Origin of the sequence: Pseudomonas sp. TAA207 (assembly GCF_001529285.1) — a bacterium.
GTDB lineage: Bacteria > Pseudomonadota > Gammaproteobacteria > Pseudomonadales > Pseudomonadaceae > Aquipseudomonas > Aquipseudomonas weihenstephanensis.
Window position 1 is genome coordinate 59,812 of the sequence record NZ_LLWJ01000063.1, and the last position, 22,505, is coordinate 82,316.

Annotated in this window: 26 protein-coding genes and 1 tRNA gene; 14 read left to right on the forward strand and 13 right to left on the reverse strand. The window is 53.8% G+C overall.

The window, feature by feature from the left end; translation table 11 throughout:
* Positions 1 to 2 precede the first annotated feature (2 nt).
* Positions 3 to 560: a carboxymuconolactone decarboxylase family protein gene (locus AP059_RS09205; protein WP_059762946.1), complete on the reverse strand. Its 558-nt coding sequence runs from the start codon at positions 558 to 560 to the stop codon at positions 3 to 5.
* Between the two features lie 101 nt (positions 561 to 661).
* Between AP059_RS09205 and AP059_RS09210 the strand changes: the two genes are divergently transcribed.
* Together AP059_RS09210 and AP059_RS09215 are read left to right on the forward strand one after the other, a co-directional pair.
* On the forward strand, positions 662 to 1,573 hold the full coding sequence (locus AP059_RS09210; protein ID WP_059762947.1) for an AraC family transcriptional regulator: 912 nt from the start codon (positions 662 to 664) through the stop codon (positions 1,571 to 1,573).
* Between the two features lie 15 nt (positions 1,574 to 1,588).
* The gene (locus AP059_RS09215; RefSeq protein WP_059762948.1) at positions 1,589 to 1,921 is read left to right on the forward strand and encodes a DUF6388 family protein; all 333 of its coding nucleotides are present in this window, start codon (positions 1,589 to 1,591) and stop codon (positions 1,919 to 1,921) included.
* A gap of 54 nt (positions 1,922 to 1,975) precedes the next feature.
* Here AP059_RS09215 and AP059_RS09220 read toward each other — a convergent pair whose 3' ends face one another.
* The 4 genes from AP059_RS09220 to AP059_RS09235 are packed head-to-tail and all read right to left on the reverse strand — an operon-like array spanning position 1,976 to position 5,226.
* Positions 1,976 to 2,590, reverse strand: a complete 615-nt coding sequence (locus tag AP059_RS09220; protein ID WP_256209772.1) for an ATP-binding cassette domain-containing protein — start codon at positions 2,588 to 2,590, stop codon at positions 1,976 to 1,978.
* Positions 2,568 to 3,374, reverse strand: coding sequence for an ATP-binding cassette domain-containing protein (locus tag AP059_RS09225; protein ID WP_059762950.1), 807 nt, complete (start codon positions 3,372 to 3,374; stop codon positions 2,568 to 2,570). Before AP059_RS09225 ends, AP059_RS09220 begins: the two co-directional genes overlap by 23 nt.
* Positions 3,374 to 4,180 carry an ABC transporter permease gene (locus tag AP059_RS09230; protein WP_059762951.1) on the reverse strand — a complete coding sequence of 269 codons (807 nt, stop codon included), beginning with the start codon at positions 4,178 to 4,180 and terminating at the stop codon, positions 3,374 to 3,376. The genes AP059_RS09225 and AP059_RS09230 overlap by 1 nt, the downstream gene beginning before the upstream one ends.
* Positions 4,177 to 5,226: an ABC transporter permease gene (locus AP059_RS09235; RefSeq protein ID WP_256209774.1), complete on the reverse strand. Its 1,050-nt coding sequence runs from the start codon at positions 5,224 to 5,226 to the stop codon at positions 4,177 to 4,179. Before AP059_RS09235 ends, AP059_RS09230 begins: the two co-directional genes overlap by 4 nt.
* A 199-nt stretch (positions 5,227 to 5,425) precedes the next feature.
* On the opposite strand from AP059_RS09235, the gene AP059_RS09240 reads away from it, so the two are divergent.
* The gene (locus tag AP059_RS09240; RefSeq protein WP_059762953.1) at positions 5,426 to 5,917 is read left to right on the forward strand and encodes a hypothetical protein; all 492 of its coding nucleotides are present in this window, start codon (positions 5,426 to 5,428) and stop codon (positions 5,915 to 5,917) included.
* A gap of 115 nt (positions 5,918 to 6,032) precedes the next feature.
* Here AP059_RS09240 and AP059_RS09245 read toward each other — a convergent pair whose 3' ends face one another.
* Complete coding sequence (locus AP059_RS09245) at positions 6,033 to 7,613, reverse strand: ABC transporter substrate-binding protein (protein ID WP_059762954.1); 1,581 nt, start codon at positions 7,611 to 7,613, stop codon at positions 6,033 to 6,035.
* 171 nt (positions 7,614 to 7,784) lie between these two features.
* Between AP059_RS09245 and AP059_RS09250 the strand changes: the two genes are divergently transcribed.
* Together AP059_RS09250 and AP059_RS09255 are read left to right on the forward strand one after the other, a co-directional pair.
* Positions 7,785 to 9,020, forward strand: a complete 1,236-nt coding sequence (locus tag AP059_RS09250; protein ID WP_059762955.1) for a VWA domain-containing protein — start codon at positions 7,785 to 7,787, stop codon at positions 9,018 to 9,020.
* A gap of 102 nt (positions 9,021 to 9,122) precedes the next feature.
* A complete protein-coding gene (locus tag AP059_RS09255) occupies positions 9,123 to 9,614 on the forward strand; it encodes a hypothetical protein (protein WP_059762956.1) in 492 nt (163 codons plus the stop codon).
* Here AP059_RS09255 and AP059_RS09260 read toward each other — a convergent pair.
* A complete protein-coding gene (locus AP059_RS09260; RefSeq protein ID WP_059762957.1) occupies positions 9,586 to 10,368 on the reverse strand; it encodes an HNH endonuclease in 783 nt (260 codons plus the stop codon). The two genes, AP059_RS09255 and AP059_RS09260, sit on opposite strands and share 29 nt — an antisense overlap.
* 597 nt (positions 10,369 to 10,965) lie before the next feature.
* Between AP059_RS09260 and AP059_RS09265 the strand changes: the two genes are divergently transcribed.
* A complete protein-coding gene (locus tag AP059_RS09265) occupies positions 10,966 to 12,021 on the forward strand; it encodes a fatty acid desaturase (protein WP_059762958.1) in 1,056 nt (351 codons plus the stop codon).
* Between the two features lie 155 nt (positions 12,022 to 12,176).
* Positions 12,177 to 13,322: a serine hydrolase domain-containing protein gene (locus tag AP059_RS09270; protein WP_059762959.1), complete on the forward strand. Its 1,146-nt coding sequence runs from the start codon at positions 12,177 to 12,179 to the stop codon at positions 13,320 to 13,322.
* A gap of 244 nt (positions 13,323 to 13,566) precedes the next feature.
* Here the strand turns inward: AP059_RS09270 and AP059_RS09275 are convergent, their stop codons facing one another.
* The 4 genes from AP059_RS09275 to AP059_RS09290 form a co-directional block, all read right to left on the reverse strand.
* Positions 13,567 to 14,565 (reverse strand): NADP-dependent oxidoreductase, encoded by a 999-nt coding sequence (locus AP059_RS09275; RefSeq protein WP_059762960.1) that lies wholly within the window; start codon positions 14,563 to 14,565, stop codon positions 13,567 to 13,569.
* Positions 14,566 to 14,642: 77 nt separating this feature from the next.
* Complete coding sequence (locus AP059_RS09280) at positions 14,643 to 15,512, reverse strand: alpha/beta fold hydrolase (RefSeq protein ID WP_059762961.1); 870 nt, start codon at positions 15,510 to 15,512, stop codon at positions 14,643 to 14,645.
* Positions 15,513 to 15,559: 47 nt separating this feature from the next.
* Complete coding sequence (locus AP059_RS09285; protein ID WP_059762962.1) at positions 15,560 to 16,348, reverse strand: SDR family NAD(P)-dependent oxidoreductase; 789 nt, start codon at positions 16,346 to 16,348, stop codon at positions 15,560 to 15,562.
* 56 nt (positions 16,349 to 16,404) lie between these two features.
* A complete protein-coding gene (locus AP059_RS09290) occupies positions 16,405 to 17,505 on the reverse strand; it encodes an alkene reductase (RefSeq protein ID WP_059762963.1) in 1,101 nt (366 codons plus the stop codon).
* A 146-nt stretch (positions 17,506 to 17,651) separates the two neighbouring features.
* Here AP059_RS09290 and AP059_RS09295 point away from each other — a divergent pair, with 146 nt between their 5' ends.
* Complete coding sequence (locus AP059_RS09295) at positions 17,652 to 18,227, forward strand: TetR family transcriptional regulator (RefSeq protein ID WP_059763064.1); 576 nt, start codon at positions 17,652 to 17,654, stop codon at positions 18,225 to 18,227.
* 246 nt (positions 18,228 to 18,473) lie between these two features.
* On the opposite strand, the gene AP059_RS09300 is transcribed toward AP059_RS09295, so the two are convergent.
* Together AP059_RS09300 and AP059_RS09305 are read right to left on the reverse strand one after the other, a co-directional pair.
* On the reverse strand, positions 18,474 to 18,803 hold the full coding sequence (locus AP059_RS09300; RefSeq protein ID WP_059762964.1) for a hypothetical protein: 330 nt from the start codon (positions 18,801 to 18,803) through the stop codon (positions 18,474 to 18,476).
* Positions 18,804 to 19,105: 302 nt separating this feature from the next.
* A tRNA-Ser gene (locus AP059_RS09305) sits at positions 19,106 to 19,193 on the reverse strand.
* Between the two features lie 123 nt (positions 19,194 to 19,316).
* Between AP059_RS09305 and AP059_RS09310 the strand changes: the two genes are divergently transcribed.
* The 6 genes from AP059_RS09310 (at position 19,317) to AP059_RS09335 (ending at position 22,482) form a co-directional block, all read left to right on the forward strand.
* On the forward strand, positions 19,317 to 19,988 hold the full coding sequence (locus tag AP059_RS09310; protein WP_048366141.1) for a Bax inhibitor-1/YccA family protein: 672 nt from the start codon (positions 19,317 to 19,319) through the stop codon (positions 19,986 to 19,988).
* 108 nt (positions 19,989 to 20,096) lie between these two features.
* Entirely contained in the window at positions 20,097 to 20,489 is a 393-nt protein-coding gene (gene tusD, locus AP059_RS09315; RefSeq protein WP_059762965.1) for a sulfurtransferase complex subunit TusD, read from the forward strand.
* Between the two features lies 1 nt (position 20,490).
* Positions 20,491 to 20,853, forward strand: a complete 363-nt coding sequence (gene tusC, locus AP059_RS09320; protein WP_059762966.1) for a sulfurtransferase complex subunit TusC — start codon at positions 20,491 to 20,493, stop codon at positions 20,851 to 20,853.
* Positions 20,853 to 21,152, forward strand: coding sequence for a sulfurtransferase complex subunit TusB (tusB, locus tag AP059_RS09325; protein ID WP_059762967.1), 300 nt, complete (start codon positions 20,853 to 20,855; stop codon positions 21,150 to 21,152). The genes tusC and tusB overlap by 1 nt, the downstream gene beginning before the upstream one ends.
* Positions 21,149 to 21,484 (forward strand): TusE/DsrC/DsvC family sulfur relay protein, encoded by a 336-nt coding sequence (locus tag AP059_RS09330; protein WP_059762968.1) that lies wholly within the window; start codon positions 21,149 to 21,151, stop codon positions 21,482 to 21,484. The genes tusB and AP059_RS09330 overlap by 4 nt, the downstream gene beginning before the upstream one ends.
* On the forward strand, positions 21,481 to 22,482 hold the full coding sequence (locus AP059_RS09335) for a glycosyl transferase family protein (RefSeq protein ID WP_059762969.1): 1,002 nt from the start codon (positions 21,481 to 21,483) through the stop codon (positions 22,480 to 22,482). The genes AP059_RS09330 and AP059_RS09335 overlap by 4 nt, the downstream gene beginning before the upstream one ends.
* Positions 22,483 to 22,505: the final 23 nt, after the last annotated feature.

Sequence of the window (22,505 nt, forward strand, 5' to 3'; positions counted from 1 at the left end):
GTTTACGCCGGTTGGGTCCAGCTATAGCGCGCCAGTTCAGGGTTCAACGGGGTGCGGGCGAACACGTTGGCAAAGTTGCACAAGGTCGCCAGGCTAACGCCCAGAATCACCTCCAGCGCCTGCCCCTCGGTGAACCCGGCAGCTTTGAAGGCGGTGTAGGTGTCGTCGCTGACATCGCCGCGCTTGGCAATCACTTCGCGGGTGAACGCGGCCAGCGCTTCCAGGCGCTCAATCGGCAGCTCAGTTTGCCCACGCAGCGCCGTCACCACTTCGTCGGGCAGTTTGGCCTTGTTCTGCGCCACAGCGGTATGACCTGCGACACAAAAATCGCAACCATGGCGGGTCGCCGCAATCAACTGCACCACTTCCCTTTCTTGCAGGGTTAGCTCAGCCTTGCCATTGATTCCCGAAACCGTGACATAAGTCTCCAGTGCCGCTGGCGCATTGGATAGAATGCCCAGCAGGTTGGGGATGAACCCGGAGTTTTTCTGAGCGGTTTGCAAAAATGGCTTGGCGGCTTCAGGGGCAGTTTCAAGGGTATGTAGCGTTACACGGGACATGAAGTGACTCCTGCAAAGGGTGTCTGATCAGTCTGTTGGTTATAAAAATTTGATTCCATATTCTAAAGTAGCGATTACTTGCTTCTGAGTGTTTCCATTAGATGAATTCGTCCAGTCCACTGATCGATTGGTTATTAGAGAGCCTTGAGCTGGATGCCAGCCTGTTCCATGTTGGCCGCTACTGCGGCGGTTGGCACAGCAGCACACAGGGCTTGGCCCGCGCCAGTTTTCATGTGGTGGTGCAAGGGCATTGCTGGCTGCACATTGAGGGTCATGAGCAAGGCATCAGGCTCGATACCGGCGATGCGTTATTTTTGCTGCAAGACTTGAATTACCGGCTGTCCAGTGCGCCCGAAAGCGCGCTTGCCGGCCAGTTGCCCCGTCAAACAATGCAGGCCCTCGACCCACTGGCCGAAGATGGCACAGGACTGGTGTGCGGCTTTTTTCATTTTCAGCCGGGCCTGTCCGCCCTGATCATCGAGGCCATGCCCGGTTGGCTGATCCTGCGAGCATGTGATACGGGCGCCAGCGCAGCACGCAGCGTCTTTGAGTTGATCTTGCAAGAATGCCAACGCACTCCGGCGCCTTCCGATGCCCTGCTGGAGCGTTTAAGCCATTTGCTGTTTCTGTATGTGCTGCGTCAGCAAGTGGGCAATAACCCGAACCTCGGCGGCCTTGTGGCATTGGCGCGGCAACCGGCGCTTTCGGGCTTGCTGCAACAATTGATTGAGCACCCCGAGCAGCCGTGGACACTGGAGAGCATGGCGGCCTGTACCGGATTATCACGCTCGGCGTTTTTCAAGCGGTTTAGCGAACATGCCGGGCAATCCCCCGGCCATGTGCTGCTGGCGCTGCGCATGCGTCATGCCTGTCAGTTATTGCAAACCGGGCACACCGTTGAACACGTGTGTGCCGCCGTGGGGTATCAATCGATCGCCGCCTTCACCCGGGCGTTCAACAAAGCCATTGGCGTGCAACCGGGCGCCTACCGCAAGCAGCATGAACACCGCTGAACACAGGAGAATCACGTGACAGAACCCGGCCCCCAACATCAAAAAGCCCTTGATCGGTTCCTTGCTGAACACCCGGATCTTAAACAACAACTTGACACGCTTAACCCGCTAGAAGCCCGCGCTGTGGGTCAAACGATGCAGGAGTACCGCCAGGAACGGCTGAATGAGGCCTTTGAAGCCGAGGCCGAGCGTTTAGACTTTTTTGCCTGGGAGCTGACATTGAAACTCACCAGCGAAAGCGATCACGCCTTTCAAGCCCAGCGTCTGGAGGTGCACCGCGAAGTCGCACAAATGGCAGGCATGCCATGGGCTGAATATTGTGAATTTCATGGATTGGTCGCACCGTAACGGTAGCCTTTGACGCGTCACACGAGGCTGCGCACCCAAAAATAGCCTGGGTGCTCACGTGTCGAGCGATGGCGTCCAGATACTTGAACACACCTTCGCAAGCAACACCTTGTTGTGACTGAACACAATCAGCCCCAGTTCTCGGCGCTTGACCTCTTCAAGCAGGACCTGCCACACCTGCGCCTGAACATGCGCATCCAACTGCGCTGTCACCTCATCGGCAATCAAGTAACGGGTGCGCGGGTCCAGTGCCCTGAGCAGCGCGATACGGGCCAACTCGCCACCCGACAGCTCATTCGGGCGGCGTGTCAGCCAGACTGGACTGATCGCCAAACGATCAAGCCACGCCGCATTGGGAGACCAGGCATCGCGCAGGCTATCACCCGTGGTGCGGTAAGGATTAAAGGTCAGCTCCGGGTGCTGAGGCACAAGTTGAATCGGGCAATAGCCCTTTTTCAACAGCGGTTTGGCGCCCACTGTCACCCGGCCAGAGGTTGCGTTTTGCCATTGCGCCAGAACACGGCCCAAGGTGGTTTTGCCATAGCCACTGGGGGCAGAAATACCTTTACGTTCGCCTGCACTGACCTGAAACGACACCGAGTCCCACAATCGTTGGCCGTTTTGCACAATGGTTAATTGCTGCACCTCAAGCATAAGGCTGGCGCTCAAGTGCCGGTACGCGGCCAGCAATGAACTGTTGCTCGGGCAAAGCTGCCCACAGTGACTGTAACCACGGGCTACCGCCATGCTCGCGCAAGTCTTGTGCGCTTAAGGTTTCATGCAGCTCGCCTTGGTGCAGCACCGCTATTTTGTCGGCAAAACGGGCCGCCAGCGCCAGATCGTGAGTCACCCATAAAATCCCGCGGCCCTGCTGGCAAAAGCTTTTGAGGTGGGCCAACAATTGACAGGCGTGTTCGTCATCCAGCCAAGCTGTGATTTCATCTGCCAAGAGATAGCGTGCGTGGGTAAGTGCAGCGCAGCTGGCCAAGACCCGCTTGGCCATTCCGCCTGAGAGCCTGCGCGGGTACTCGTTAACCAGTTCGGGTTGCAAGTTGTAATGCTGAAGTTGTTGCGAAACCTCTTCCAGGCTTAGCGCGGTCCCACTCAACAACGCTGCACGTTGCAACTGCGGGCCCACTTTTATTAGCGGGTTCAAGGCACTGACGCCCTGCGGCACATAGCACAGCATTTTACCGCGCTGATGAACTTTACCGGCCTCACCCAGCACGTCCCCATCCAGCCATGTGTTACCACGACAATGCATGTTTTCTGGCAACAAGCCCAGCGCACTTTGCAGTAGCAAACTTTTGCCTTCGCCGCTGGAGCCAACCAGCGCCACCAGTTCACCGGGGTGAATTTCAAGCGAGATATTGCTTAACAACGGGTGCCAGGTTTTGTGGCCTAGCCAGTGGTACTGCGCAATATCGATTGCCAATTGGTCGAATCTGAGCATCAGGAGATCCTTATCCATAATTGCTGCAAGGCCCGTGCGAACTGATCGAATACCAACACCAATCCCACCAGAATCAAACCCGGAAATAATGCCAACCACCAGGCTCCACTGCTCAGGTAACGCAACGCATCCGCCAGTAATAGCCCCAACGACGGATCATGGGGTGCCAGACCGAAGCCTAAAAAGCTCAGCGCAGCCGAGTGCAAAACGGCGTGGGGGAACATCAACAAGGTGCCGATGATCCATTGCGGCAGCAGTAACGGTAGCAAATGATGGCGCCAGCAATAAAAACGGCTGTTGCCCAAGCGGTACGACAGCATCACAAAGTCAGTCTCCCGGATACGCAAGATTTCGCCCCGCAGGATCAACGCCAGCCGTGGCCAATGCGTCAATGCAACCGCCAGAATCACCCCCTGCTTACCGCCACCCAGTGTGAAACAGATCAGCACCAGCAAGAGCAGGTGCGGCAATGCCAGCAGGCTGTCGATGACACCACGAACGATGAAATCCAGGGTTTTATTAACGGCGCACAGGCTGGCCGCCAGCATCGCCAACGCACCACTGCTAAAGGCGGCGATCAGACCGATTTGCAAACTGGTGGTCATGCCCTGAAAGCAGCGCAACCAAAGGTCGCGCCCCAAGCTGTCAGTGCCAAACCAGAACGCGCTTGAGGGCGCCTGGCGCCGTGCGAGCAAGTCGACGCTCACGTCGACGCCCGACACTGAAACGCCATAGGCAATCAGACATAACAACAGCAGCAAAGACGCGCTCAGGCGTAATAAAGCGCGATTTGGATTATAGGTCATGAGGGGCGCACCACCCCGCGGTTGAGGCGCAGTAACAGCGCATTCGCAATGCTGTTGCCGATAAATACCAGCACCGTGCACAGCATGACGATACCCATTAACAATGGGATGTCCCCACGCAAACCAGCATCCACGGTGGCCTGCCCCAGGCCTGGATAAGCAAAGATTTTTTCAGCCAGCAACGAGCCGCCAATCAACTCCCCCACCGATGCAAACTGCAAGCAAACCGCTGGCGTAAGGGCATGGCGTAACACATGAAAGTTGATCAACGGCCATCCTTTATCGCCTTGAGCATGCGCAAAACGAATGAATTCGCTGTTCATCACCTCGGCAACCCGTGAGCGGGTATGCAGCGCGATATTGCCCACACCCAGCAACCCCAGCGCCAGCATCGGTAACACCAGGTGTCGGAGCTTGTCGCCCCACGTCGCTGTTTGTGCATCGCTGCCTGGGGTCCACGCACAACAGATGGGGGCCCAATTAAGCGTCACCGCAAACAACGACAGCAACAACAGGCCAATCCAGAACGTCGGTAAGGACACCAATACGTAAGACACCGTAGAAAGCAATCGATCCGGCCAGCGATTCAAATAGCGCCCGGCTGTCATTCCCATCGCAAGACCCACACACCCGCAGAACACCCAGGCCGAAAACAGCAACATGAACGATGTAGCAAAACGCTCGCCGATGACATGAGAGACCGGGGCGTTGTACAACATCGAGTAGCCAAAATCCCCCTGCAAAATCTGCACAAACCAGTGCACAAAACGCTCCCATAACGGCAAATCGAGACCCCAGCGTGCAGCGATCAGCGGGTATTGATCAGGCGGGACATGCAACAAGTCGCTGCCAATATAAGCTCGAATCGGATCAACCGGCGAAAAGCTGAGCAGAGTAAACGTACCCGCAGCCGTCACCAGCAACAGACCTGCCAAACGCATAATTGCGCCAAGCAAGGCTACAGCCACAGAGACCACCGACGTGCTGGCAGGAAAACCTGGCTGTCGGATCCGTCCGGCCTTGGCTCGCAGAGTACTCAAGAACATGTTGCGGCCTCGCAAATCAAAGGATCATTTCCCAAATGGCAGAGTGCACCTCTGTCCCCACAGAGCGTATTTGCTCACAAGCCTTTTGGGCTTGCCCCGGTAATGGAACTGATTGGGATACGTGTCCCACACAAACATGTAATGGACACCTTATCGAGTCAGGACGGCATCAATCAGTAATCGGACCCTGTGAACGACTATGAAAATTCACGAAACCCAAGTGCCTGTAACCACACCGCTCACTGCGCCAGAGCCAGTAAAAGCGAAGTCCCCCCTGTCGGAGAACCTCACGTCAGCCATTAAGGCAGAAGTGCAGTCTCATTTCCCCGCAGCCCTACATCCTCAAGAACGCGCCTCTCTGGCAGATACGCTCAAGCAAGCGTTTAGCGACCACATTCACGCTTTGCTCCCCCAGGCGCTGCACATGGATAGCGATACTAAAGAACAAGCTCAGGGTGCTGGCTGGATGGTCGCTGGCGCAATGATGCAGGGTGCTGGCAAAAAGATCGGTTCTGTGGGGGGGTTGGGGCCCAAAGTGATTGGCGCTGGTATCGGCATAGCAGGCAAGGTCTCAGAAGAATATGGCAAGAATAAGTTCGAAAATGCTGGCAATAAAGACACCAGCACTCAAGGAAACAATGCCTACGCCGGGTTCTACAGAGGCTTTGGCGATCCATCCGCTAAAAAGTGAAACGGCGATTTTGGTCTAAGAACCTCTCCTCGCGCTCACGCGATTGACTTCGGATGAGCGCGCTTTGTGTAGATCCCGACGCAGGCATTGTTTTGAAGCGAGTCAACAAAGAACATCACTTACAGGTCCACCGCCAACTATCAAGACTGTTGAGCAGCGACCAGGAGCCGTGAATTTCTGGGGCGCCTTTGCCTAAATCAATGCATTGATCAGCCAAATAAGTGTGTTGCACATTGAGTAACCACGCCCAGGCCGCATCGCCTTTAATTCCTACGCCCGTTTTACCGTCCCACTCCACTTGTTGCCAAAACGGTACTGCCTGCTCCCAGGTCGGCGCATTCAGTGCCTGCTGCAAATGTTGATCCACAACCGGGTTTTTGTAGTAACCGGGGTTGTAGAACTCAACGCCCGCCGCTGCGCTGCTGTAGTGATGGTAAAGCTCCATGGGGTCGAGGCTGCCCCAGCCAAAAAGCGTTGGATTGGCGTGCATGTTTCGTTCGACGGTCTCCCAACTGCCTGACTTCAAATCCATGTCTATGCCGATGGGCTTGAGCATTGAGCGCACCGCCTGGGCCAGATCACGCCGTGTCGCATCACCACTGGCGTACCACAGGGTGATTTTTGCAGGGAGACCCTTTTTTTCGCGAGTCCCGCTGGCCGTTTCGACCCAGCCTGCATCGTTCAGGATCTGTTTGGCCTTGGCACTGTCACCATCTATGAAGGCCGCCTCGGGGTTGTTCCACGGCAGCCCTTGCACACCTGTGTAAGCGGCAATCGCATGACCTTCAAGAATTTGATCGGCCAGTAATTGACGATTGATTGCATAGTTGATGGCTTTACGTATCGCGACATCAGCGGTCACATCATTGCCGACCGGATCGCCGTGGGCATCCTTTTCGCCAGATGCCATCGTCGGCAGCACAATGCCGCGATTTTCAACGCTGGGCCGCACCCAGAGCTTCATACCCTGCGCAGGCGTGACCGCCAAAGAGGGGGCAATTCGTACAATGCCCAATTGCTGGCTTTGCGCTGCTGCGAATGCACTGTCTTCGTCAAGAAAGACAAATACCAGCGTGTCAAAGTCGTTTTTCTGCCCGGCGTAATACGGATTGGTTTCCACAACAAGCTGTTGCCCCGGCTGGTAATGGGTCAACCGGTACGGTCCTGCGCCTATTGGCTTTTGCGCATAGGTTTTAGCGTCGTACTTGTCGGCAGACACAATACCCAGTGAACCGAGCACATTGACGAACGTGCTTTGCGGGGCCTTGAGATGAATACGCACAGTGAGAGGGTCAATGACTTGTGCATCAAGGAAATTGCCCATGTCCACCTTGCCCCCGCTCGCGGCGGCATTGTTGTAGGTATACGCGACGTCCTTGGCTGTCAGGGCTGAGCCGTCGGAAAACTTCAAGTCAGGTTTGAGCGTAAGGGTCCATGTTTTGCCATCCGCACTGGCTTGATAATCGCTAAGCAGAAAGCGGCTCCAGGACAGGTCTTCGTTCTGCTTGAGCAAGGGACTGTGCAACAGCAAATAGCTGCCGTGGCTCCAACCGAGCATGGGATCGAACCCCTCAGTGGGTTCATCACCAATTGCCAGCTTCAGGGTCCGACCTTGCGATGAATACACCGGCGTCGCCAACACACTCAGCAAGGTCGCAGCCACCAGGGTTTTGCATAGGCAGGCGATCTTGGGCATTCGTCCTCCAAAAAGAAGTAGCATCGGCGCGATAATAAAGTAACGACCATACACATTTGCGGATGCCCATCAGTAATAGCAGCGCAGGTTCAAAAATCCAGTTATGCATCTGATTTTTTTAGTATTTATTACCTATAACGACTGACTTAACGTCAAGGAAACCACCTGATTATGCTCATCGCTCAAGGCCAGCGGCTCGCGCTGACAACCCTTACTCACGAGATGCAGATAACGCTGACCATCAATATTAAAAGCCCGTTAACACTCGATTGCGTGTGTTTTGGCCTCGATGCACAAGGCAGGCTGTCTGACGACCGCTATATGGTTTTTTTCAATCAACCCGCATCCCCCTGCCACAGCTTGTCGCTCTCTAACGGAAACGAATTCAGCATCGACCTCGCTCGCGTGCCCCCGACGATTGAACGACTGGTGTTCAGCGCCTCGGTTGATGGAAACGGCAGCTTGCGTGATATCCAGTCAAGCAACTTCACTGTGATGCATGCGGATCAGGAGCTTGCCACTTGCCCTTTCAACGGCGCAACTTTCGCCGAAGAGAAAGCCATCATGGTGGTAGATATTTATCGCAAGAATGGCGAGTGGCGCCTGGCAGCAAATCTGCAAGGTTTCAACGCTGGACTGGCAGCATTAGTGAACCACTTTGGGGCAACGGTCAGCGAAACGCCTGCTTCAGAGCCTGCGAAAATCTCCCTGGAGAAAAAAATCGCGACGGCCGCCCCGCAATTGATCAGCTTGGCCAAAAAAGCCCAAGTCAGTCTGAAAAAAGCCAATCTTGACAGCGTTAAAGCTCGCGTAGGGCTGGTGCTCGATGCATCAGGCTCAATGCACGGCCAATATGCCAAGGGCCGCGTACAAGAAGTGATTAATCGCCTGCTGCCGCTGGCCGTGCATTTCGACGACGACGGGGCCTTGGATTGCTGGGCATTCGGTGCCAAAACCTGCCAATTGTCACCCGTCACACTGAGCAACTATCAACACTTTGTTGAACAGGATAACGAGGGCTGGCGCGACTGGAATGTGGGCCGGCGCATCAATGACGAACCCAAAGCCATGCGCCAGGTGATCGACTATTACCAACAAAGCGCAGACCGTACACCGGTCTACGTCCTGTTCATTAGCGATGGCGGCGTCAGTGAAAACCGCGCCATTACCCAACTGATGATCGAAGCCGCCAAACTGCCGATTTTCTGGCAGTTCGTGGGCTTGGGTGGTCGCGGATACGGGGTGCTGGAAAAACTTGATGATATGCCGGGGCGGGTAGTCGACAACTGTAGTTTTTTTGCGCTGGACGACCTCAGTGACATCAGCGAAGAACAACTGTACGACCAGTTGATGGAAGAGTTCCCGGACTGGCTGAAGGCCGCAACATCAGCAGGCATCTTGGGCTGACCTTACACGCTCAGAGGCTTGTCAGAGCCGCTGAGCGACCTTGTGCTATACCCATATGGAAGATTTCCCGGCGACAAACAGACTTCACTGACAGAGGTTCGCATGTTCAAAGCACTAGCTGGTCACATGAAAGACAGAGACGTCCACACGATCAATGCCTTGCCATCGAACAACATCGAACTGTTCGACTGCTATACCGGCTTGGTGATGGGACTCCTTTACCGAAACTTTCCCCTGCCCGTAAAAATTGATTCTTCAGACTTCATCGACTACAAATCCCCGCATGACATTAATCAGGAGACTCGCGAAAAAGAGGAACGTCTTTTCCTTGCCACGATTAAATGGCTGGCCGACGTGGGCTACATCCATTTTGACGGCATGTCAGACCTTTCATTTTTCGAGGTCATCCTGACCAACAATGGATTCCACATTTTGCGTACAAAACCTGAAGGCGCGCAAACGTCACCCTCCATTGGCGAGAACCTGTCGCTATGCCTTAAAAATGACGACAGCGCGGACCTCCGCCAAATGGTAGGAGAAGCGCTAAGCCTAGGGAGCCGCATGCTCAGTCCGATGATCCGCTCGGGGATTTGAGCCAAGTGCAATGATCAGCATGCCATTGCAAAACTTCTGTACCGGCCCTTTCTGAAAGCGTTGTCGGTTCACGCAGTGGCATGCCCTCATATTGTGTGTATGCCGAATCACACAGCTTGGGTGATAGACGAATCAGCCGAGTTTGCGGTTCGATAGCGATCAGGTACAGATCAAACAAAGTATGCAAATCAGCACGAAGCAGTAGCCCATTGGTAACTGCGTGAGTGTGTAGACCTTTGTATGGGTGGATATGTGCAGCCTCAAGGACCTGAATCTGCTGGCAGTCAGTGATGGCGCAGCGATTGTCGTATGTAGCCAATATTTTTTTACGAAATGCTGGCTGCCCACGGCGTCGGATAATACTGGTCACCACTCGAGCACGAGCGTCTTCAACATCAAGAGGGCTGAACGCCCTATCCTGCTCAGCATCCGTTTCAGCTTTATCAAGCTCATGGTCGACGAGGTTTGATTCAGCACGTAACCCGATCATTTCAACCAGTCTCGGTTTGATGACCGAGCCTATGTTCTTTTGTGGCTTAAGTCCTTGAACCCAATTGAACCCGCTTTCTTGGTAGATCGAAGAAATGTTTTGCATCCGGCGCTCAAAAGCGCCTTCCTCACGTCCAAAACGCAGAGCTAACTCCCGATAAACATGGGCCTTAACGAACTTTTTCTGAGCGTTCTGTTTTTCAAGCATTACACGATATGCGTCAACAGACGCTTTAAGCTCTTCATCACTCCAACCTTGCGACATTACCTCATCCCTACAAATTCATGTGCTAGCGACAAAGTAGGGGAATTTACATTATTAGGTAGGACTTGTGAGGGGATAGAAGGTGGATCTGAATACAAAGCTGATCGAGTGAAATGCGACCCCATTCACTCGAAAATGCCTACAGGACTACACATCTTGTAATTTTTCATCATAAAGGGCGTGCATCCAATCCTCCTCACCGGATGCAAATGTGATTCACAGGGGCATTGGTACGGATTGTAGGCCCGTGCAGAAAAACACACGCCACCCGTCAGTTGTTCGCAACGCGTTGTGCCGGAGCCACACAGGCAGATTTACATGTCATGGCCATGGGAACACAGCGGGATTGAAAAAGTGAATGGCTCAGTAACCGACTGTTATCGGTATCCACCCACGCCCGTTATATTCCATATTGATGATTACGTATAAGCACTCCCCTATAACGAACCACAAACAAGTTAATTGTCAGACAAAATAACAATTTATATATCCGCTCGTCAGGCCAAGCGTTCAGAAAACCCAAAAAACTTGCCCTAAAATTTAAATGTGCTTTTCTAGTGAAGCGGAATCGACCCATCGCCTTCAAAGGATGAAGTGATGAATACTACAAATAAAGTTTCAACCCCTATTTTGTCAAAACAAGAACAAACCCAAATAAACGACATTACTCAAAAAATCACACAGCACAGTAATGATCTGCGCGCACGATATAAGCTATTGGGCTATCAGAACGTGATAGGTGCCAGTGTCATGGCATTTTCTGTGGCGGGCATGGTAACCACGGGTACGTTGTATGTGAAAGGCCTGATACCTGGATGGCTGTGCATTCTCATAAATGCTTTATTGACGTCACTCATACATGAATTGGAGCATGATTTAATCCATCGTTTATATTTCAGAAAACAACCCTTTGCACATAACCTGATGATGCTGCTTTGCTGGATCACCCGACCAGGGATGCCAAGCCCTTGGCTAAGACGAGAACTGCACTTCCACCATCATAAAGAGTCGGGCACCGATACTGATGTTGAAGCATGGATTACCACCAGCGGTAGCCCGTGGGGCGCCAAGCGCTTTTTAAAACTTGTCGATGGATTCATTTTTGGCATTGTGAATGCTTTGTGTGCGCCCACCTGGCGAGAAAAAATCAGATTAACTATCAAAGTGCTTCGCTTAAATGCACCCATGGGCCTTTTATACTGGGGCTGCTGGTATGTGTTCCTGGGGTATCACTTCTACACATGGGCGTGCTCTATTATGGGCGTTGCGTATCAGCCTTCCTCTACCACCGCCCTGCTGATGAGCGTGATAAATGGCGCCGTGGTTATCATCATCGCGCCCAACATAATACGCCAGTTCTGCCTGTTCTTTATTAGCTCCAACATACATTATTATGGCGATGTGATGCCCCGGAATGCTTTACAGCAAACGCAGGTCATGAATCATTGGTGGCTGTGGCCATTCCAGTTGTTTTGCTTTAACTTCGGAAGCACGCATTGCATTCATCATTTCGTGGTTAAAGACCCCTTCTACCTTCGCCAAATGACAGCAGCATTTGCTCACAAGGTATTAGCCGAAGCGGGTGTTCGCTTTAATGACTTTGGCACCTATAAACGCGCCAACCGTTACACGCAAACTCAGACAGACACGTAACCCACATTAATACTCGGCATCCGCTGCACTTGCACAATCCAGCGACCGTGCACGCGCGTTAATACGCCTTCAACATAACCTTTGGCGCAATCGCAATCACGACATCGTACAAGCACGTTCGATAACAGTCACTTTAACCGCATAGGGCCTTAAGCATGGAAGCAAAAGGGATATGGGCGAAAGAATTCGAAAGCGTCAAGTGTGCTTTTGAGTCTATCTTTAATGATCCACAGGAGCGAGGGGGAGGACTCTGCGTTAAGATCGGCGATGAAACTGTCATCGATGTATGGGCAGGCTCATCGGACCTTGAGGGTAATAAACCTTGGCTGGAAGATACATTGGTCAACACCTTCTGCGTTGTCAAACCGTTCGCAGCAGTGGCTGCATTAATGCTGGTTGAGCAGGGAAAGTTAGAACTAGACATCCCAGTGGCTCATTACTGGCCGGAGTTCGCACAGGGCGGCAAGGGTCAGATTACCTTGCGCCATGTAATGAGCCATACCTCCGGGATTCCGGCGTTGAGACTGCCGGACCACAATCCTGCGATGTATGACTGGGAGCATATGGTTAATGTCTTGGCTGCTGAACCCTTGTGGTGGAAACCAGGCACAGAGCTAGGGTATGGCACCACAACCTATGGCTGGATCATTGGGGAACTGATTCGGCGAACTGACGGACGCAACCCTTGCACTTTTATCCGTGATGAAATAACGCATCCCCATGGGTTAGAAGTTCATCTGGGCGTAGAGGAACACAATTATTGTCGCATCGCCCATTTTGACGCGGCTAAAGGACGAATCGGCGATCCTTACTCCAAGCAATTACGAGACCTGGTTGTGACCCACTCAGAAGATATTTCAACCCTGGCATTTACCAACCCAGGCATGTCGCCCAAGCGCTCATCTGACCCCAGGTGGTGGGCCTTCCAACAGCCCGGTGCATGTTCACACAGCACGGCAGGTGGTTTAGCCGGCTTTTACAGCACATTACTGGCTGGGCGTTTGATCAGTAGAGAGATGCTAAATGAGTTCACCAAAGAGCACAGCAACGGCATGGATCGCATTTGGAAGCGGCCAATGCGTTATGGCCTGGGTTGCATGATGGAGCAAAAAGCCGATCCGGATGCCTCGCACTGCATGGGGCCTAACACCTTTGGTCATATAGGCCTAGGCGGTCCAATTGCCTTCGCCGACGCTGAACGTGAGATCAGCTTCAGCTTTGTGACAACCACCTCAGGTGCTCACACAATGATTGATCCACGCGCTCAGCAACTTGCGGCGCTTGCCTACGCGGCAATCTGAAAAATGCAGATCAACTTGCCAGACACAAGTGGCAAGTTGATCTATGTATTGTCCCGATCGCCACACCAACCCTTTTCAATTTCAGCGTGGTCTGCAACTGCACGGAAAATTTGCCGTTGATTAACGGCTGTTCTAAAAGTCCGACTTCCGGTTGCAGCTACTTCTGCGTGTGTCTGCTGTGCGATGATGCTGGAAGGTGATATTTGGGGCCAACACGTTATCTACGAGCTTTTTTGTAGTGCACTTACTTGATTTTTAGGATGACTTTACCTTTTGATCTGCCCTGCTCGACGTACTGCAACGCCTCGGCAGTTGATTCAAAAGGGAAGGAGCGATCGATGACCGGTTTGATGACGCCCGCCTCGATAAGCAAAGTGATTTTTTGCAGTTGTGCTCCGTCGGCACGCATAAACAAAAATGCATAGTTCACCCCATGCTTACGGGCTTTTCTACGAATACCGCTGCTCAGCAGGCGCATGACTTGCCGCAGCATCCAGGACAAGCCTTTCATTTGGGCAAATTCTGCTGTCGGTGGTCCAGAGAGTGAAATGATCTGTCCGCCGGGCTTGAGAACCTCGACTGATTTCATCAGTACTTTGTTGTTCTGGCTGTTCAATACCACGTCGAAATCGTGCAATTCGGTTTCAAAATCTTGCTTCTTGTAGTCGATGACCACATCCGCACCTAGCGCCTTCACCCATTCGACATTCGCGGTGCTGGTCGTCGTTGCAACAAAGGCGCCTAAGTGTTTGGCGAGTTGTATGGCAAACGTGCCGACACCACCGGATCCGGCATGAATCAATACCCTCTGACCTTTTTTCACCTGTGCGATCTCAACAAGTGCCTGCCAGGCCGTCAACACGGCCAAGGGGACAGATGCCGCTTCAGCCATGTCCAGGTTCGAGGGTTTCAGTGCCAGCGCGCTTTCGTTCACGGCGATCAGTTCGGCAAACGTCCCGATCCGATCCTCGGGAGGACGTGCATAGACTTCGTCTCCCGGCTTGAATCGTTTAACTGCCGAGCCCGTGCGAACGACCACACCGGCGAGGTCATTACCCAATACCAATGGAAATGTATAGGGCAGGATCATCTTGAATTCCCCGGCTCTGATCTTCGAGTCCAGCGGGTTCACGCTGCTTGCATGCACCTGGATCAGTACGTCATGCACACCGACCGCAGGGTCGGGCACTTCGCCAATTCTTGCGTTGTGCTTGCCGTAACGCTCGATAAAAAATGCCTTCATGTTACAGCCGCTCTTGTCAGTGGAATGAGAATGGCCCACGGCCCGATCAATGTTGAGCCAATGAGAGGTTCAGGCTGTCAGGTATCGAGGAACGCCACTGCCTTGGCTACGAAATCGGTATGGTTTTGAAAAATGCTGCCGTGCCCCGCGTCTTGATAAATGACCAGTTGTGCATCGGGGATACGCTTTGCCAGCTCATGCGAGTTGACGGTGGGCACCATGATGTCGTTGTCCCCGTTAGCGATAAGCGTCGGCATCCGCAGGCGACCAAGTTCTTGGGGCGCCTGCTTGCCCCACGCCGTAATGGCCTTCAATTGCCGTAGAAGCGCGCGGGGTGTCGGGCCTTTGTCCCGATCTTTGCGGCGCTCTTTCAATCGTTGCAAATACTCTGACGCAGCGCGTTGTCCGTTGGACGTGGCGGTAAAGAACAGGTAGTACTTGGGGTCTCGTACCCTCAGCAACCCCTTGATCATTAACGGCCAGGTCACCGAACCAACGTTGTCGATGCCTGTCCCGCCAGCCGGGCCGGTACCGGTGAGGATCAGCCTGCGCACGCGTTCGGGGGCTTTCAGGGCGATATCTTGAGCGACAAAGCCTCCGAGCGAAAAACCGAGCAGGTCAACCTTATCCAAACCCAACGCACGAATGAAGCCAATGCCATCATCAGCCATCTCACCGACGGTCAATGGCGCGGAGCCACCCGAGCTACCGATACCGCGGTATTGGGCGGTGATGACACGCCGTTTTTTTGCGAGTCCGTCAATAATCCCAGGGTCAAAGTTATCCAGTACAGCCCCCCAATGGTTGAATATGACCAGCGGGACCTGGGTTCTGGGTCCCAAATCACGATAGGCCAGAGGTATGCCGCCCACCTTAACCCACTGGTTCGGCGCGTTGATAAATGACCACTGGGAACCTGTTTGATTGCTGCTAGCCAATAGAGTCATAAGTATTCCGTCCGATTGCGGGGCGAGATCGACCTGCTCGGCAGGACTCAGATTTCAGTCAAATAGCGCTGCGCCACCGCGGACTGTCTGATCTGCGACAAAAGGCCCTGACGTGCGGTTTGCAGGGCATCCCAGCGCTCGCCTTCTTGCAACGGAGGAATGGTTACTGGTTCGCGGCGGTCGAAGCCGACCAGGGCGGCATCCACCAGGTCATCTACTTCCATGATTTCGCTCAAGGTGTTGATGTCAATACCGGCGCGGTCCCAAATTTCTGTGCGGGTGGCTGCGGGCAATACGGCTTGCACATAAACACCTTGAGGCCAAAGCTCCAGGCTCAAGCCTTGGGAAAGGAACAACACAAACGCCTTGGTAGCGCCATAGACCGACATCCCAAACTCTGGCGCCAATCCCACTACCGAACCGATATTGATGATAGCGCCGTCACCTGCTTTGGCCAGGCGGGGTGCGATGGCGCTGGCCAGTCGCACTAGAGCAGTGGTGTTGAGCGCCACCAGTTGCGCAACGCTGTCGGTGCTTTGCTCGATGAAGGTGCCTGCCTGCGCGGCACCAGCATTGTTGATGAGAATGCCGATGCGCTCGTCATCCCGAAGACGTGCTTCGACAGCGTGCAGATCACTCAGTTGAGTCAGGTCGGCCAGAACCACCTCAATGGTGACACCATGTTCGTCACGCAACCTTGCAGCGAGAGCTTCCAGACGCGAGTGATCGCGGGCGACCAACACCAGATCATGCCCGCGCTGGGCGAAACGCTGGGCATAAACCGCGCCAATGCCGGTGGAGGCGCCAGTGATAAGAACAGTAGGACGAGTACTCATGATGTCAGCTCTTTTTTGGAAACATGAAGGGGAATGAAGGCCTGATCAACCAGCACCTAGTTCGCGGCGGTACTGGATTCGCCAAGCGTCGGATAGTCGATGTATCCCGCCGCAGCGCCGCCGTAGAGCGTGGAAGGATCAAAGGCGGCCAGTGGCGCACCGGTCTTGAGCCGCTCAACCAGATCAGGGTTGCCTATAAAAGGACGGCCAAAGGCGATCAGGTCGGCCTTGTCATCCGCAAGACGTTCAGTGGCCAGGTCCAAGTCATAGCCATTGTTGGCGATGTAGGTATTTTTGAAGCGCTGACGCAAGGCCTCGAAATCAAAGGGAGCCACGTCGCGAGGTCCACCGGTCGCGCCTTCGACGACGTGCAGGTAAACGATGTTCAGAGCATTGAGTTGATCGACGATGTAATCGAACTGAGCCTGCGGATCACTGCTCGATACTCCATTGGCTGGTGAGACGGGCGAAAGGCGAATGCCAGTGCGATCAGCGCCAATCTCAGCTACTACGGCGGCCGTCACTTCCAGCAACAGACGCGCACGATTTGCGATTGAGCCGCCGTACGCATCAGTGCGCAGGTTGGAGCCGTCCTTAATAAACTGATCCAGCAAATAGCCGTTAGCACCGTGGATTTCTACACCATCGAAGCCTGCCGCCATGGCATTAGCCGCCGCTTGCCGAAAATCGTTGACGATGTCCGGCAATTCCTGAGTTGCCAATGCTCGCGGCTCGGAAACGTCCACGAAACGATTGTTGACGAACACCTTGGTCGCGGGACGAAGCGCAGAAGGAGCTACCGGCGCGGCGCCGTGCTGTTGCAGATCGACATGGGAAACACGGCCCACATGCCACAGCTGCAGGAAGATTCTCCCGCCCTTGGAGTGCACCGCATCAGTCACCTTGCGCCACCCCTCTATCTGAGCAGGTGTGTAAATGCCTGGCGTGTCTTGATAGCCCTGTCCCTGCTGAGATATCTGTGAAGCTTCGGAAATCAGCAAGCCCGCGCTGGCTCGCTGGCTGTAATAGGCAGCAGCAAACTCACTCGCCACACAGCCTTTTGCGGCGCGATTGCGCGTCAGCGGAGCGAGAACCACGCGGTTTGACAATTTCAGCGTGCCAAGCGTGTAAGGGGAAAACAAAATAGGGTCGCTCATCAATGTTTATTCCGTGCCGGCCGGTGAGTTTATGTTGCCGGCATTTATGATGATGATCGAAATCTAAGCTGTCAACGAATTTGATTATGACCGACATCTATGTATCATACGGCCATGAATTTCCAAGCGGTAACGAGGTATCGAACATGCGAGTGACCAAGGCCCAGGCCCTAGAAAATCGTGAACACATCGTTAAAACGGCCTCAGCCATCTTTCGAGAGCGTGGTTTTGATGGTGTCGGCGTTGCCGACTTGATGGCCGCTGCCGGTTTCACCCACGGTGGTTTCTACAAAAATTTCGGCTCGAAGGCCGACTTAATGGCTGAGGCCTCGGCCAATAGCCTTGCGCAATCGCTCATAAGTGCTGAAGCACTGAGCATCAAGGATTTCATCGATGTGTATGTATCCAGGGCTCATCGCGACGCCCGGGCCACGGGTTGTACCTTGGCTGCGTTGTGCGGCGACGCTGCGCGCCAGTCCGGCGATTTGAAGTCAGCATTCGCGGAGGGCATTGAGAGTACGCTGCAAAGTCTCAGCGAAAAAAGCCCGAACGGACCGGATGCTCCCGCTGGTGAGGCCAGGGAGCAGATGATCGATCTGCTGGCGCGAGCGCTCGGTGCAATCGTGTTATCGCGCGCCTGTCCTGACGACTCTGCGCTGGCGGATGAAATTTTGGCGGTGTGTCACGCGAAGATGACCGCATCACTGCCTATTCAATCGTAGGTTCAATTCGTCTCGGGAATTGATGACTCCCAGCAAAACAGTGCTGACGTGCTTCATTTCGTCTTTGATCGAAACGAATGAGTCACTGCTTTTGGCTGGTTAGCGAGCGTTGCTCCGGTTAGCTATCCTCGTCCTTCCCCACGTGGAGGACATGTCATGAACATCATTGCTAACCACCCAAAGATGCCATCGATGAATGGTAGAAGTCGGCCATAAGCAGACGAACACTGTCCGGCTGCTCAATCCTTAGACATGCCCCTCCAACCGGGCCACAGCAGGCGTATGGAAACTGCCTGTCCAACCACGCCCAGTGATGCGGGAATACTCGTTTAATGTGTCTTGGCTCAGCGCACTGAAGGGATCATCTTCAACCAATAAAATGTCGCCTGTTTCTACGCCATCTACGATTTCTTCATGGCTTAATTGTCGGCCATACGTTTGGATATCAAACAGGCTCAGCGTGGGGAAAGGCGTACATAAAGCGTCTTCGACTTCGAATTTGGCAAAGAAAAGGGCTTCGATCTCACTGTAACGAACCCCAAGTACTTCTCGGTCGTCAGCATAAATCAGGCGCATGTACAGGTCGTATTTTCCTTAAGCACCAGGGCCATATAGCAGCGACTAGTTCAGGTCAAACCATTGAAGTGCGCGGACTGTATCGACCCGTTCAGCCAAGGGTCAATAAGAGCTTTCTTATAAGGATGAAGAGCCCATCTCTTTTGGATCTAGATACCTGAGCAGCTAACGCCTCGCTGGACGCTGGCGTGGCAAGGATGTGAAACGTCGAAGCAGATGCTGGCCCAACAATACAACACCCTTTTCCCAAACCCCAGAAACGACAAAGCCCGTCTAGGACGGGCTCTATCGGTGTAGCAATATGGCGGAGGCGATGGGATTCGAACTCATGGACCTGTTACAGTCGACGGTTTTCAAGACCGTTGCCTTAAACCACTCGGCCACACCTCCTAACGTTGTTGCGGGCGCCATAATACCTGAATGAAACACGTTGTCAAACTCTCTTGAGCGCTTGTTACAGAGCCTCTGCTATGATCTTTGCTACTTAACATTTCCAAACACAGGAGTATCGCCATGCGCGAACAGGATTACGCTGTTAATAACAGCGTGCAGGCCGAGCAGCTAGAGGTTAGCCGTGTCCTGCGCAACACTTATGGCTTACTCGCTTTGACACTGGCGTTCAGCGGTGTGATGGCGTTTGTCGCGCAACAGATGCGGGTTGGGTACCCAAATATTTTTGTGGTCCTGATCGGCTTTTACGGGCTGTTCTTCCTGACTAACAAGCTGCGTGACTCGGTTTGGGGTTTGGTATCGACGTTCGCACTGACCGGTTTCATGGGTTTCCTGTTGGGCCCAATCCTCAACCGCTATCTGGGCATGCAAGGGGGCGCCGAGGTTGTGGGGTCGGCGTTTGCGATGACGGCTCTGGTTTTCGGCGGCTTGTCTGCTTATGTACTGATCACCCGTAAGGACATGAGCTTTTTGGGTGGTTTCATTACCGCAGGCTTCTTTGTGCTACTGGGCGCGACGCTGGCGAGCTTCTTCTTCCAGATCAGCGGCCTGCAATTGGCTATCAGCGCAGGCTTTGTGCTCTTCTCGTCGGTCTGCATCTTGTTCCAGACCAGCGCCATCATTAATGGCGGTGAGCGCAACTACATCATGGCGACCATCAGCCTGTATGTTTCGATCTACAACCTGTTCATCAGCTTGCTGCAAATCTTCGGCATCATGAGCCGCGACGACTAATCATCGCCCGCAAGGCAAAAGCCCGCTTCGGCGGGCTTTTTATTGCCTGTTGCAAGCATCTTTGAGCGTCTGGCTTTATGATTACCGCAGTTTTGCCGAGAGCCTTCCATGAAATTTGCCATCGCCCTTTATTCAGCGGCCCATTCGCCCTCCTCACGTCGAGCACTTCGGTTTGCCGAAGCCGCATTGGCCGGAGGTCATGAAATCGTGCGCCTGTTTTTCTACCAGGACGGTGTGCACAGCGCATCAAGCACCCTCGTCACACCTCAGGACGAACAAGATATCGCGCAACAATGGGCAACCTTTGTCACTCAAAACCAGCTTGATGGTGTGGTGTGCATTGCTGCTGCCTTACGACGCGGAGTATTGAATGAGGATGAAGCTACGCGCTATCAGCGGTCTGCGGTCAATCTCAAAGCACCCTGGGAGCTTTCTGGACTAGGCCAGTTGCATGATGCCATTCAGTCTGCGGATCGACTGATCTGTTTCGGTGGGGCGTGATATGTCTACATCACTTTTGATCATCAGCCGGCAGGCGCCATGGTCCGGTCTCACCGCTCGCGAAGCACTCGATATTGTTTTAGCCGGTGGGGCTTTTGACTTGCCAATGGGTCTTCTGTTTATGGACGATGGCGTGTTTCAGCTTGTGCCTGATCAACAATCGAGCGCCATCGAGCAAAAAAATCTGACGGCCAATTTGCAAGCCTTGTCATTGTTTGGCGTCGACGACGTGTTCGCCTGTAGTTTCAGCTTGGAAGAACGCGGCCTCGCGCGCACTGCGCTGACAGTGGCTGATGTGCAATCACTGGAACTGGAAAAAGTCCGCGATCTTATCGCCCGTTATGACCAGGTAATCACCCTCTGATGTCGACCTTACATGTCCTGAATCACTCGCCCTTTTCAGACAGCCGATTTGGCAGTTGTTTGCGAGTCATGTCCACTCATGACGCGCTCTTGCTCTGTGGCGATGCCGCTTACGCCTTACAGCCGCATAGCCGTGCGCATGAGACGCTCGACAGCATGAAAGCCGAACTGAAGCTCTTTGTGCTGGATGAAGACTTGGTCGCCCGCAATCTTCAATGCCCGGACTGGGCTACCCGCGTCGATTACCCAGCGTTTGTAGCGCTGACAATTGGTTATGACAAGGTCAACACCTGGCTATGACTGCACTCACCCTCAAGGGCAAAACCATAGAACTGGATAAGGACGGCTACCTCGTTGACCTCAACGACTGGTCCGAGGACGTTGCCCACGCGCTGGCGGCGCAAGCAGGCATTGAGCTAAGGCCTGAACACTGGGAGATCCTCACGTTACTGCGCAGCTTCTATCAAGAGTTCGAACTCTCACCTGCGACCCGCCCACTGATCAAATACACCGCGCTCAAACTGGGAGCGGACAAGGGTAACAGCCTGCACCTCAACCGCCTGTTTAATGGCACACCTGCCAAACTCGCTGCCAAATTGGCGGGCCTGCCTAAACCGACTAATTGCCTATGAACACGCCCGCTGAACTGATCCTTGAAACCCCGGCCGAACACCCCTTTGCACAATTTGTACGCATTCTGGGTAAAGGCAAACGCGGCGCGCGCAACCTCACGCGCGAAGAAGCACGCGAAGCCATGGGTATGCTGCTTGACGAAAAAACCGAAGCCACGCAGTTAGGCGCCTTCCTGATGCTGCTGCGGCACAAAGAAGAAAGCCCCGAAGAGCTGGCCGGTTTTGTTGAAGCGGTACGTGAACGTCTGCCGGCACCTGCAATCAAGGTCGATATCGACTGGCCCACGTACGCTGGCAAAAAGCGCCATCTGCCCTGGTATTTGCTGGCGGCCAAATGCCTGGCGCAAAACGGCGTACGCATCCTGATGCATGGCGGTGGCGCCCATACCGCCGGGCGTCTTTACAGTGAGCAACTGCTTAACGAACTGGCCATCCCGTTGTGCCGCGATTGGCACAGCGTCGAAGTCGCGCTGGATAACGGCAATCTTGCCTTTATCCCTCTGCAAGACTGGGCCCCGCAATTGCAGCACATGATCGATTTACGTAATACCTTGGGTCTGCGTTCCCCTATCCACTCCCTGGCGCGCCTTCTCAATCCACTGGGCGCACGCTGCGCACTGCAAAGCATCTTCCACCCGGGCTACCAAGGCGTGCACCGAGAAGCCAGCAGCCTACTGGGCGATACCTGCATCGTGATCAAGGGTGACGGCGGTGAAATTGAAATCAACCCTGACACACTTAGCCACCTTTATGGCACAACCGCAGGGGTCAACTGGGATGAAGAATGGCCCGCACTGTCCACTCAACGTCATGTAAAACCAGCAACGCTGGACACTGAACACCTTAAAGCGCTGTGGCGGGGTGACGTGGAAGACAGCTATCCACAATTGGCCTTGCTTTCCACCATGGCCTTGGCCTTACGCGGACTGGGCACGCCACGCGAGCACGCCTTTGAACTTGCCCGCCTTTATTGGGAAAACCGTGACAAATCGATTTAACCGATGCTTAACGCCCAGCTTTT